This window comes from Bacillus sp. NH11B (assembly GCF_001884205.1).
Classification (GTDB): Bacteria; Bacillota; Bacilli; order Bacillales; family Bacillaceae_G; genus Bacillus_A; species Bacillus_A proteolyticus.
The window spans coordinates 32,281-45,597 of record NZ_MAOG01000127.1 but is presented as its reverse complement, the minus strand read 5'-3'; the positions used below and the strand labels follow the sequence as shown (position 1 = coordinate 45,597).

Genomic DNA, 13,317 nt, shown 5'->3' with positions numbered 1-13,317 from the left:
TATGCATTATCCCATAGAGATAGGAAATGATTGAATACAAAACGAGAACAGCCAATCGTTTTATTGATTAGGATTGCCTGTGCTTTATTTGGATAGATACGAAATTTATATGCTTTATTAATCATCATTCATTTCACCTCCATTTCGATATGTGTCTATTATACAACAAACATACATTCGATAGGTAGTGAAGTAACAGTTTATGTATGTCGAACAATTAAGATGGCTTCCTGCCATCCCTTGTCCGAAGCCAATTCATCTCCCACCTACTCACTTCGCGTTCCTTGGGGAAGGAGTCTTCTTGGCTAAAATGATAAAAGCAACAACTACGCTTCAATTTCATTCGTAAAGTATCAGGAGTAATCCCCCATCGATCACTCACTTCTCTCGGTGTAATAATCTCATATAACATAAATAGCAATTAAAACCGCTTTATTAAATTGTTGATGTCTCTAAACAGCTTGTTAACCGAATTAAAGAAGTCGTAGCGACATTTTGACTCATCCTTACAAATAAAAAGTACGCCATCTTATCTCAATGGCGCACTTTTTTATACAAATCATTTAGAAGAATATATTTATTCCATGCCGTGTATGTAGAAACCCTAAGTGAATCAGGGTAAGGGTGGTGTTTCATTAAAAAAATTTTTAAAACTATAAAAAAAGGGTTCTGGTGCAAAAACTTCAAAATAATTTACAAGTGTTTGTGCACCAGAACCCTTTTGCTCATGAATAGAATACAAATTTGTATTCTATTCATGAGTTCTGTATGTTCATATATATTTACTTTAATTTCAAGATACGTTCTATTTCCTCCACACTTAACTTACTTGCTTTTGCAATAGTTTCAAGCGGTACACCAATTTCATGCATCCCTCGAATCATTTGCATCTTACCTTGCTCAATACCTTTTTCCATACCCTCTTGTTCTGCATGCGCTAGCTTAGCTTGTTCATCTAGAAGTAACTTCTCTCGAGCTTCATATGCTATTCGGAAAGAAGAATCATGGCTCATATTTTCCCATTTATTTATAGCCTTTTGTAAAATTGGATCTTGATTCATTGCAATCTCCTCCAATGTTTGAGTTAAATGTTCATCTTCATGTGCTGGCAATAATAACATCCAACGAACAAATGTATTTTCCCACGGGTTTACTTTTTCTTCACGCCATTGTTTTACCAACTTCGGTATCTCTACAAAATGGATTTCAATGTCGTCACTTAATAGTTGCTGCATTTTTGTATTCCATAATTGTCCAATGGTATGAAATGTATCATCCTGAGAAAACAAAATAAAGTCTAGTAAGTTAATGGTAATTGTTTTCCGAAGTGAACGATATGGCATTCCTTCTTGCATTTGGGATGTATAAAGTTTACTCCAATAATATAAAGATCGCTTCACCATATCATGTGTATTTCGAAGCTGAATTTCTATATTCACTTGTGTTCCATTATCTAGTGTTGCTAAAAGGTCTAAAATCGATAACTTATCATCTTCATAAGATTTATGGAGATGCGGATCATCTATTTGTAGCGATGTAATTGGTGCCTCTAAAGATTCCTCTAGAATTGCATTTAAGAAACCTGTTAAAATTTCCTCATTTCCTTTCGTCCCAAATAACTGTTTAAAAGCAAAATCAATGCGTAAATTTACTAATTTAGTGGACATGGGTTTCCTCTCCCTGTCTATATTATCTCTTATCCTTATTGTACATAAAAAAAGGTAGAACATGCAAATAGGCTCTTATGCTATCTAACATAAGAACCTGCCTAAATTCGCAAAAAAATTGGTGGTTCTGCACAAAAACAATCACAAGTAACATCGTTTTTGTCTAGAACCTTTATTTTCGTCTATTCCTTTTCCGGCCAAATTTTCGCGTTTCGTTCTAATAACCACTTGTGATCTTCCTCCATGATACGATCATTCCATGGATTATTCTCAAGATGTCGAATCATCCAACAAAAATACATCGCATAGCCGGGCGCTGTTGCTTGTGGGTGATCTAACTCACCTGGAATTGTAATAAAGCTATTATGTACAACGCGATAAGCATCCTCACCAACCATTGCACACCCAAATCCCTGCGGCTTGTTAAAGCGATAATAATATACCTCTGGTTGGTCGTGATGATGTGGCGGATAACTGGACCATCGCCCTGGATAAGAAATAACTTCTCCTACTACCATATTAGAATATGCCGCATTGTTATAGTCAAAAATTGTACGAATAACACGCTGTGCTGTTCCCTCCCATACCCCTTCTCCGGCTACAACACTTTGACACTCATTTGGAGTATACAGCTTGGACGCGAATTCTTGGTGATTATCGGTTTTTTGAACAAGCACTTCACTATCTGACAGAGCAGTAATTGTAACTTTCACATTTTTAGCCACATGTAAACACCAAGGGTTTTCTTCAAAAACAGACTCTCTTTGAATAACTTCTACATTTCCTTCCCACTCTAAACGTATTGCCCCTTCTAGTAAAAGAACTGCCGTTTCATTCTTATTATCAAATAGCAACTCTTCTTTTCCATTAGACATCTTATATATGCCTATATCCATTAACATATCACTACATTGACCGTTCATTTCTGTTAATACATTAAACCCTTCTTTTAATTCGCCTAATTTTCCTAACATGACGTTCTCCCCCTTGTTAAATGGATACTCTATAATTCTCTACCTTTTTCAGCTAACTAAATTTCGAATTTCTTCTAATATTAATGAAGAAAGCTTTTCTGGTTATACTCTGTTTTCACTTCCGAATATTCGCATATGATTTTTAACGTTTTCGTATGCGGCCTCAATAACATCTTGATGGTATGTAAAGTAATCTGAATAGGGAGAATTCCCCACAGCAGCATTTACCGTAGTAATTACATTCTGAAACGTGGCTGTTGCTACATTAATTTTACGAACACCATGTTGAATACATAACTTGAAATCCTCTGGACTAATGCCAGAACCACCATGTAATACTAGTGGAATACGAACTACCTCATTAATTTCTTGTAGGCGGTCTAATCGTAAATTAGGATCTCCATTGTACATACCGTGCGCATTTCCAATCGCAACAGCTAACGCATCTACGTCTGATTCTTCTGCAAATTGTTTTGCTTCTTTAGTACTTGTCAGCAACATCTCAATATCTTCTGATCCGTCCTCACTACCACCAACTCTGCCAATCTCAGCCTCTACCGTCGCTCCGTACTGTTTCGCAAGCGCTACAATTTCTTTTGTCCTATGGATATTCTCTTCTAATGGAAAGTGAGAGCCGTCATACATAACCGAACTAAAACCAATTTCTAACGTCTCTTTAATCTTTTCAAACGTCATACCGTGATCAAAGTGAACTGCTACTGGGACAGTCGCTTTTTTCGCCGCAGCAACCATCAAAGGACCAATCAGATGAATTGGCGAATGATTCAAACGAACTTCCGCAATTTGTAGAATAAGCGGCGAACGCAACTCTTCTGCTGCTTGAATAGCTCCCATTACCATTTCCATATTAGCGACACTGAAAGCTCCGACCCCATAATTCTCTTGATTTGCCTTTATTAAAATATCCTTCATTTGAACTAATGGCATTACATCTTCACCTTTTTCAATATTATTTATTGAATGGAAAAACAAACGTCTCGTCTTTTTACTCCTTATGTAAGAGGAAAAGTTGATTGCCGAATAATTAACTCAGGGGTAAGAAGCAAACGTTTCTTACAAAGTTTTGGGTGTTTCATCTCTTCAACGAGCATCTCTACTACCCTTGTACCCATTTGCTTCATTGGCTGGGCAATGGTCGTTAACATAGGGGTTGTCGTAGTAGAAAGTACTGTATTATCAAAACCAATAATTGATAAATCTTCAGGGATATTCAGGCCCTCTTCTTTAGCAACCTTCATGACCCCAATCGCCAATAAATCATTACAGGCAAAAATCGCGGTAGGCCTTTCTGGTAGTCTCAAGAGTTGCTTAGCACTCTCATATCCACTTTGAATTGTCGCTTCCGTTTTCACTACATAATCTCGTGGTACAATTATTCCCTCTTCTTTCATAACATCCTTAAAAGCACGTAAGCGAAGCTGATTACTTTTGGCATCCTCTGTAATGATAGCAATCTTCCTATGCCGTAAAGATAGTAAATAGGACGTAGCTAAACAAGCGCCTTTATAATCATCTACGGTTACAGTATTGACGGATAAATTGTAGATTTCTGAAGCGATTAAACTAACAGGTACATCCTGTTTTACCATATTCTCTAGTAAACTAGCATTTCGAAAAGCTGAAGCAATAATAAGACCATCAATTCTTTGACGAGTTAACAATGATAAATACTTCTTTTCTTTCTGTGCATCATTATCCGTATTACATATCATCACATGAAATCCTAGTTCATAGCTTCGGTCCTCAATACTTCTTGCTACTTCTGCAAAAAACGGATTGGAGATGTCAGGGATGAGAAGACCAATCATTTTTGTTTGTTTTCCTGTTAAAGCGGATGCCACGACACTTGGATGGTAATTTAGTTGATCCATAACCTGAAGTACTTTTCCCCTTGTACGCTCACTTATATTTCCAGTCCGGTTAATTACCTTTGAAACAGTTGATATAGATACACCAGCTTCCTCTGCAACACTATAAATTGTTGGTTTCATATGACACCTCCTTTTCCTACTACTACATATTCCTTATATGTCATTGAAACTTGTAGTCTCACAATGCGGAAATTAAAGACCTGCTTTTTCTTGTATAAACTTTCGGGCTTTTAATGCGTATTCAAAAGGATTCGCTAAAGCTGGGTCTTGCTCTGCTTCTACCACAAACCACCCTTTATAATTAGAGTTTGCAAGGATAGTAAACACTTCATCAAATACAATTACACCATCCCCGGGAACTGTAAATGCACCATTCTTCACTGCCTGTAAGAAGCTTAATTCGTTTTTCTTTACAGCATCTACTACTTCCTGGCGAATATCTTTTAAATGTACGTGTTTAATACGAGGTAAATATTTTTTCAGAATATAAAGCGGCTCTTCTCCTGAAAAAACAAGATGACCTGTATCAAAAAGCAGAGATACAAAATCTGGATCAGTCATATCCATTAACTTTTCAATTTCTGCCGTTGTTTGAACCCCCGTACCCATATGATGATGGTATACAATATGTAGCCCCTTTTCCTGAGCTAATTTACCAAGGTGATGTAACCCATCCGCAAGCTTATCCCACTCTACTTCTGTAAAAATAGGCTTGTTTTTAAATAGCGGTACATCCATTAAACCTTGAATACTATGTCCTTGCTCTGAAACAACGATGACTTTTGCACCCATATCATGCAAGAAATCTCTATGCTTAATAAATGCTTGTACAGTCTCTTCAAGCGGCTTCGTTGTCAAAAACATACTAAACCATGCGCTAGCAATCTCCAGGTTTCGTAATTCCAAAGATTTTTTCAATACAACTGTATTTCTCGGATATTTATTACCTACTTCACTTCCATTAAATCCAGCTAGTGCCATCTCACTAATACATTGTTCAAAGGTATTTTCTGCTCCTAGCTCCGGCATATCATCATTTGTCCAAGCAATTGGTGCAATTCCAAGTTTAATTGTATTTTCTTTAAACATTCCCTTGTCTCTCCTCTTTGCAAAATGTTATAGAATTTCGCCAAATTCTCTTATCTGTTCGTTAAAAAGATAGCTTCCTAAACAATATGCATGTAGATAAAAAGCTCTCTTTGTGTCCTAATCTAATAAGATCTTGCCTTTTGCAAGTTACTTACTTTACTCTCGTACGCAGCTTGTACACTTTGACTATTAGATACTTCTGCAACACCTACATGCCACCATGACTCGTATCCATCTGTCATTGTTTTTGGTAATACTTTAATATCAATCAATGTAGAAACCGTTTGGTTTTTCGCATCTTTAAGTGCTTCCTGTAATTGTTCTATCGATGTAACACGATACGTTTTCACGCCATATCCCGCCGCACTAGCTGCAAAATCAATTTTCATAATGGCCCCGTTTAATTTACGAGTTTCCTGATTTCGGTAGCGAAACTCTGTTCCAAAGCTCCCCATTCCGTTGCCCATTTGTAAGTTATTAATGCAGCCAAATCCGGAGTTATCAAACAATAAGACGTTAATTTTTTTGTTTTCTTGAAGACTTGTGACGAGCTCAGAATGAAGCATTTGGTAACTACCATCCCCTACCATTGCATATACTTCCTTCGATGGTTCAGCTAGCTTTGCACCAAGTGCACCTGCAACCTCATAGCCCATGCAAGAGTATCCATACTCCATGTGATATGTATTTGGTTTGCTCGATGCCCACATTCTTTGTAAATCACCCGGAAGACTTCCTGCCGCACCAACGATAATTGCATCTTCATCAAGTAATGTATTCATTTGTCCAATGACTGCAGTCTGTGTTAATTGTGTACCAAGTGCGTCTACATACTCATTTAAATTCTCATCGAAATGACCTTTGACTTCTGGCGTAAAATCTTGATTTGTAAACTGAATGCTGTGTAGGCGTACTAATTCTGTAGACCAAGCCTTTTTTGCATCTGCGATTTCTACTGTATAACTAGAACGATAATCAATTGCTTGCAGTTCATCTATTAGCGCAAGCAGCGCTTCTTTCGCATCTGCTATAACCTTCAATGCATCAAGCTTGTTCGCATGAAATTCTGAAATGTTGATGTTTAAAAACTCAACTTCTTCATTTTGAAATAATTGTTTAGATGCAGTTGTAAAGTCAGTAAATCTCGTCCCGATTCCAATAACAAGATCCGCTTCCTTTGCAATTGTATTGGCTGCTAAATTTCCAGTTACCCCAATGCCGCCAAGATTATATGGATGACTGCTTTCAATCGCGCTTTTCCCAGCTTGCGTTTCTCCAAATGGAATGTGGAATGTTTCAGCAAACTGTTTTAGTTCTTCTGCCGCTTCTGCGTACCTTACACCACCACCGCAAATCATAACCGGCTTTTTCTTTCTCTTAATCATTTCAACCGCATCCGCTAAGCTGGCTTTTGTAGGTAGACGACGTTCAATACGGTGAACACGCTTTTGGAAGAAGTAACTTGGAAAATCCCACGCTTCCCCTTGAACATCTTGTGGTAAACAAATTGTTACAGCTCCTGTATCTGCCGGATTCGTTAAAACACGCATGGCATGAATCATAGCTGTCATCAATTGTTCAGGACGGTTCACCCGGTCCCAATACTTACTTACAGCACGAAAGGCATCATTCGTTGAAATAGATAAGTCATGCGTTTGTTCAATTTGTTGAAGAACAGGATCAGGTTGTCTCGTTGCAAACACATCACCTGGAAGTAGTAAAACGGGAATATTGTTTGCAGAAGCTGTTGCAGCAGAGGTAACCATATTTGCTGATCCAGGACCAACAGAAGAAGTACATGCCATAATTTGTTTTCTGTGTTTTTGTTTTGCAAAGGCCATCGCAGCATTTGCCATCCCTTGCTCATTTCTCCCTTGATATACTTCTAATTCGCCTGCGTCTTCTTCTAAAGCTTGACCTAGGCCCACTACATTTCCATGACCAAAAATCGTAAAGATTCCCTTAATAAACTTTTGTTGCTCTCCATCAAACTCTACATATTGCTGATTCAAAAATTTCACCAATGCTTGCGCCGTCGTCATTCTAACAGTTTGCATTTTATTTGCTCCTTTCTATCTCTATCCGTCATTCTGCATATGAAAAAGGAGTATCAGGAATTTGATAGACTCCTAATACTTCCTTCTTATGTTTTAATACTTACGTTACTTTCGCTTACGAACAACTAGAGAGATTCTACTTCTCTCTTAATGATTACTTTTCCCAACGAGATGTAAGCATTTTCTTTCTTGTGTAAAATTCAACGCCGTCAGTACCGTTCGCATGAAGGTCACCATAGAAAGAGTCTTTCCAGCCAGAGAATGGGAAGAATGCCATCGGCGCTGGAACACCAACATTTACACCTAACATACCTGATTCAATTGTTTCACGGAATTGACGTACACTTGCCCCACTATCTGTATAAATGCAAGCTCCATTTGCAAAGCGAGACCCATTCGCAACTTCAATCGCTTCATCCAATGATTTCACACGAACAATTGATAAAACAGGAGCAAAAATCTCATCTTGCCAGATTTTCATTTCTTTTGTCACGTGGTCAAAGATAGTTGGACCAACGAAGTATCCAGCTCCTTTTACCGCTGTATCTTCACGTCCATCACGAACTAATGTAGCGCCCTGTTCTACACCTGAATCGATGTAACCAATTGTGCGCTCTTTATGGTTATCGCGAATAACTGGTCCTAAAAATACATCTTCATCAAGACCATTGCCGATTACAATTTTGTTTGCTTCTTCTACTAGTCTTCCAATTAATTGATCTGCAATTTCTTCTTGTACTGTTACAACAGAAGCAGCCATACAACGCTCACCAGCTGAACCAAATGCAGCACTAATAATTTGCTTTGTTGCTAGTTCAAGATTCGCATCATTTAATACAATGGAATGGTTTTTCGCACCCGCTAACGCTTGAACACGTTTTAAGTTTTCTGTTCCTTTTTTGTATACATATTCTGCAACTGGCTGAGAACCTACAAACGAGATTGCTTTCACTAATTTGTGTTCAAGAAGACCATTTACTACATCGTGTGCACCATTGACGATGTTTAATACACCTTTAGGTAAACCAGCCTCTTCAGCTAATTCGGCTAATTTTGCAGCTAGAAGTGGTGTGCGCTCTGAAGGTTTTAACACAAATGTATTACCACATGCAATCGCAAGTGGGAACATCCAGCATGGAACCATCATTGGGAAGTTAAAAGGTGTAATCCCGCCTATAACACCAATTGGGTAACGATACATACCAGACTCAATACCTGTCGCAATATCAGGAAGCTGTTTTCCCATCATTAATGTAGGAGCACCCGCTGCAAATTCCACGCACTCAATACCACGAAGAACTTCACCGTAAGCTTCGTTATAACTTTTTCCATTTTCAATCGTAATAAGTTTCGCTAACTCTTCCCAGTTCTCTACTAGTAATTGTTGATATTTAAATAGAATACGAGCACGTTTTGGTACAGCTGTTTTAGACCAATGTTTGAACGCTTCATTTGCTGCTAGTACAGCTTGTTCAACATCTTCTTTTGTTGAAAGTGGTACTTGAGCGATTACTTCTCCTGTTGCAGGATTATATACAGCTTCCATCTTAGTTGAAGAGGATTCTACCCATTCGCCACCAATATAGTTTTTTACAATTTGTGCTGTTTGTACTGTCATATTCATTCTCTCCCTTTTATGTAATGTAGAAGCGTCCATAGGATACGCCTTTACTTGATTATTGGTTTATGATGTTTCTATACAATTTCCTCTGCCGTTTCCATGAATGCAGAAATTTCCGCCCTTGTTGGCATTGCATCAGAACAGCTATGTTTGGAAATAACAATGGAAGCTGAAGCGCCTCCTAATCGCATCGCTTGAGGAATCTCAAGCCCTTGCATTAAGCCGTAAATAAACGCAGAAGCATACGAATCACCAGCACCAAACGTCTTTAGTACCTTTGTTTTAAAGATACCGCCTCGGTGAGATTGACCGTCTCTCGTATAAGCGATTGAACCATCCCCGCCATGCTTAATTACGACGATTTTCGCATGATGAGAAAACCATCTTTCAGCCGTAACCTGATCATTAGATTGTTCGTAGTTTAATAGTTTTTCCATCATATCGAATTCTTCACGCGTTCCAATAATGACATCAGACTTTTCAGCCGCTAGATTGTAATACACAGCCGTTTCAGCTTCTGACTGCCATGTATAAGGGCGGTAATCAACATCAAAAAATACGACTACATCATGCTTACGCGCATATTCTAACGCTAAAAATACCGCCTCGCGAGAAGGGCTTTTCGCTAAAGCTGTTCCTGAAATTAAGAGTGCTTTTGATTGTTTAATATAGTCCTCAGATACTTCTATTGGATCAAGATTTAAATCTGCGACATTGTCACGATACATTAAAATACTGCAATCTTCAGGGCTTTTAATTTCTGTAAAAGCTAGACCTGTTACTGCACCCGTACGATCAATACATATCTGATCTGTATTAATATCGTTGTCCTTTAGGTACCCTGTAATAAAGCGGCCCATTTGATCATCGGACACTTTACCGATAAATCCTGTTTGTAAGCCAAGACGTGCCGCACCAATCGCAATATTGGCAGGAGATCCCCCCACATACTTAGTAAACGTTCTTGTTTCCTCCATAGGGCGTTGTGTTTCATTGGCATTTAAATCAACGCATAAACGTCCAACTGCAATTAGGTCTAATGGACAATCTTCTTTAAATATAAGTGGATTCATTGTTACTACCTCCCGTGCTTTATGTAAAGGTAAATGATATGGTTAAAAAATTTTATGACCATACTATTCACGGCTCTTTAACTACCCATAAGTAAGCGCTCTCTTTATTGATTTAAAGCAGGCTGTTTATGTTCAATTTGAACAGGTTTTCCTGTTAGTAAAGATTCTTTCGCGGCCTTCGCAATTCGCTCTGCTTGTAACCCATCATTACCACTGCAAATAACAGCTTGCCCTTCTATAATTGACTTTGTAAATTGTGTTACTTCTTCAATGTAAGCCTGCGTATAGCGCTCTAAGAAGAAATAAAGCGGTTTATCTTTTACAACACCTTCTGTTTTTGACACTTGTACTGTTGTCGGACAGCAATTATCAGCAGCGACCGCTCCTTTTTCACCAAACACCTCAAGACGCTGGTCATATCCATAAACAGCTTGGCGGCTATTATCAATTACCCCTAAAGCTCCATTCGCAAATTTCAATGTGACAATTGCTGTATCAACATCATTTACTTCCTGAATGGATGGATCAATTAATGTTGTACCATATGCAAATACTTCAACAACTTCACTATTCATCACATACCTAGCCATATCAAAATCATGAATCATCATATCCATAAACAATCCACCTGAAGAACGAACATATTCTATACTTGGCGGTTGTGGATCTCTAGACGTAATTTTTAAAATATGTGGGTGTCCCACTTCTCCTTGTTGAATAAGATCATAGACTTTTCTGAAGTTAGGATCGAAACGGCGGTTAAAACCTACTTGAAGAGATACTCCTTGTTCTTTTACTACTTCTAATGCATCTAATGTTTCTTCTACCGAGAAACTAACAGGCTTTTCGCAGAAAATATGTTTTTTCGCAAGAGCCGCTTCTTTAATAATTTGCGCATGTGTATTTGTTGGTGAACATATAAAGACAGCATCAATTTCTGGGTCTGCTAATAAATCCTGATAGTTAGTTGTCAAAGTGGAAATTACTTTGTCTGCAGCCCACTTTTCTAGATGACTTATCACTACATCTGAAACCGCTTTAATTTTTACTTGTGGCATAAGCTGCAAATTATCAACATGCAGTTTCCCAATTCGTCCAGCACCAATAATCCCAATCGTTAAAACATTCATATGATTTCTCCCTCTTTATTTAAATTTAAGAAACAAAATGGAAGTCTATAAGGTTTAGCACATCAAATTAAGTTAAGCGCTTTCCCTATTTTTCTTCATTATACACACTTGATTCTAAATTGAAAACATTTTTATTTTTTTGAATACTTTTCTTTTCATCCGAATTTCAAATTTCGTGAGTAATCGTAATCCATGCATCTACAAAGTAATAATAAGAAACAAATAATCTAAACAGCTACAAAAATACTCTTTTAAAATACTGATATAACAAAGGAAATTAAGCCTTTTAAATAGTAAACTCCCATCTATAAGTTATTTCTTTCTTTTCATACTCACAATTATTTTAGTGTCCGATAAGTAAATAGATTGCAAGCTATGAAAGAAAGTTGTAAATTGTCAAAAAATTTCATTGACGACCCCATAATGTAAGCGTATACTTTTTTTATCAAAAAGAATTAAGCGCTTAACCAAAAATAATTTATCGGTGGTGGGAGAATGAACGCAATTGGTTCAAACAAAACATTTATGGACAAGATTGGTATCCCTTCTAATTTAACTTGGGGATACATAGGGATTATTGTTTTTATGATTGGGGATGGTTTAGAACAAGGATGGTTATCCCCTTATCTCGTTGAGAATGGCTTAACGCTAGAACACGCTGCTTTTCTGTTTACTATTTACGGAATTACTGTATCTGCTTCTTCCTGGTTTTCGGGGGTATTTGTACAAATGTGGGGACCAAGAAAAGTAATGACGTTTGGTTTAGTATCATTCATTTTAGGCTCCATTGGGTTCATCGGTATAGGAATTCAACATATGAATTATCCCGTTATATTACTTTGCTACGCTCTACGAGGATTTGGTTATCCCTTATTTGCTTATTCTTTCCTAGTTTGGGTATCTTACAGTACTCCTCAGCAAATGCTTTCAAGAGCAGTCGGATGGTTCTGGTTCGTATTCCAGCTTGGCTTAAGTGTTATAGGGGCCTTTTATTCTAGCTATATGGTTCCTAAAATCGGGGAAATCGCTACTTTATGGAGTGCTTTAATTTTTGTTGTCGTCGGGGGATTATTCTCAATTGTTGTAAATAAGGACAAATTTAAGGCACAACCCGTAAGCGCTAACAAATCAAGTGAATTACTAAAAGGCATTACCATCGCATTTGAAAATCCTAAAGTTGGTATAGGTGGTATTGTTAAAATTATTAACTCGGCCGCTCAGTTTGGATTTGTTGTTTTCCTGCCTACTTATATGATGAAATATAATTTTACGATGACTGAATGGCTACAAATTTGGGGTACTCTATTCTTTGTAAATATGGTATTTAATATTATTTTTGGTATTGTTGGAGACAAGTTTGGTTGGGTAAATACGATTAAATGGTTCGGAGGAGTCGGTTGTGGAATTGTAACTCTTGCCCTCTATTATGTACCACAAATGGTAGGGCATAATTATTGGGCTATATTATTTGTTGCATGTTGCTACGGAGCAACACTTGCCGGTTATGTACCTCTTACAGCTTTAGTACCATCTTTAACTCCTGAAAATAAAGGCGCTGCAATGTCTGTCTTAAATTTAGGTTCAGGGTTATCAGCATTCGTTGGTCCATTAGTAGTAACTGCTTTCATCGGTCCATTAGGTGTAGGCGGCGTAATGTGGATCTTTGCTGGATTGTACTTCTTTGGTGCATTCTTAACTCATTTCCTTACTATTCCAAAGGAGAATGAGATGAAACAGGATTTAGATACGAAAAGTGGAGAGCAATTCTCAGTATAAATTCTTAATAAAAAAGAAGGTCATCATAACTTCTCATA

General features: G+C 37.6%; 12 protein-coding genes. 1 reads left to right on the top strand and 11 read right to left on the bottom strand.

Going from position 1 to position 13,317, the window contains the following annotated elements; genetic code table 11:
- The 11 genes from BAU27_RS23445 to iolG all read right to left on the bottom strand — a co-directional run.
- The coding region (locus BAU27_RS23445) for a helix-turn-helix domain-containing protein (protein ID WP_175546557.1) at nucleotides 1-128 on the bottom strand (128 nt) is incomplete at its 3' end.
- An 89-nt stretch (nucleotides 129-217) separates the two neighbouring features.
- On the bottom strand, nucleotides 218-412 hold the full coding sequence (locus tag BAU27_RS33615) for a helix-turn-helix domain-containing protein (protein WP_483295356.1): 195 nt from the start codon (nucleotides 410-412) through the stop codon (nucleotides 218-220).
- Between the two features lie 370 nt (nucleotides 413-782).
- The gene (locus tag BAU27_RS23435; protein WP_071772115.1) at nucleotides 783-1,667 is read right to left on the bottom strand and encodes an Rpn family recombination-promoting nuclease/putative transposase; all 885 of its coding nucleotides are present in this window, start codon (nucleotides 1,665-1,667) and stop codon (nucleotides 783-785) included.
- A gap of 182 nt (nucleotides 1,668-1,849) precedes the next feature.
- Entirely contained in the window at nucleotides 1,850-2,641 is a 792-nt protein-coding gene (locus BAU27_RS23430) for a 5-deoxy-glucuronate isomerase (RefSeq protein WP_071772114.1), read from the bottom strand.
- Between the two features lie 102 nt (nucleotides 2,642-2,743).
- Nucleotides 2,744-3,589, bottom strand: coding sequence for a class II fructose-bisphosphate aldolase (locus tag BAU27_RS23425; protein WP_071772119.1), 846 nt, complete (start codon nucleotides 3,587-3,589; stop codon nucleotides 2,744-2,746).
- Between the two features lie 65 nt (nucleotides 3,590-3,654).
- On the bottom strand, nucleotides 3,655-4,653 hold the full coding sequence (locus BAU27_RS23420) for a LacI family DNA-binding transcriptional regulator (protein WP_071772113.1): 999 nt from the start codon (nucleotides 4,651-4,653) through the stop codon (nucleotides 3,655-3,657).
- Nucleotides 4,654-4,725: 72 nt separating this feature from the next.
- On the bottom strand, nucleotides 4,726-5,622 hold the full coding sequence (iolE, locus tag BAU27_RS23415; RefSeq protein WP_071772112.1) for a myo-inosose-2 dehydratase: 897 nt from the start codon (nucleotides 5,620-5,622) through the stop codon (nucleotides 4,726-4,728).
- Nucleotides 5,623-5,744: 122 nt separating this feature from the next.
- Nucleotides 5,745-7,679, bottom strand: coding sequence for a 3D-(3,5/4)-trihydroxycyclohexane-1,2-dione acylhydrolase (decyclizing) (iolD, locus tag BAU27_RS23410; protein WP_071772111.1), 1,935 nt, complete (start codon nucleotides 7,677-7,679; stop codon nucleotides 5,745-5,747).
- A gap of 154 nt (nucleotides 7,680-7,833) precedes the next feature.
- Nucleotides 7,834-9,297, bottom strand: a complete 1,464-nt coding sequence (locus tag BAU27_RS23405) for a CoA-acylating methylmalonate-semialdehyde dehydrogenase (protein WP_071772110.1) — start codon at nucleotides 9,295-9,297, stop codon at nucleotides 7,834-7,836.
- A gap of 77 nt (nucleotides 9,298-9,374) precedes the next feature.
- Nucleotides 9,375-10,373: a 5-dehydro-2-deoxygluconokinase gene (gene iolC, locus BAU27_RS23400; RefSeq protein WP_071772109.1), complete on the bottom strand. Its 999-nt coding sequence runs from the start codon at nucleotides 10,371-10,373 to the stop codon at nucleotides 9,375-9,377.
- 104 nt (nucleotides 10,374-10,477) lie between these two features.
- Entirely contained in the window at nucleotides 10,478-11,503 is a 1,026-nt protein-coding gene (gene iolG / locus BAU27_RS23395; RefSeq protein WP_071772108.1) for an inositol 2-dehydrogenase, read from the bottom strand.
- A gap of 495 nt (nucleotides 11,504-11,998) precedes the next feature.
- Between iolG and BAU27_RS23390 the strand changes: the two genes are divergently transcribed.
- Nucleotides 11,999-13,279, top strand: a complete 1,281-nt coding sequence (locus tag BAU27_RS23390; RefSeq protein WP_071772107.1) for an MFS transporter — start codon at nucleotides 11,999-12,001, stop codon at nucleotides 13,277-13,279.
- The last annotated feature ends 38 nt before the right edge of the window (nucleotides 13,280-13,317 follow it).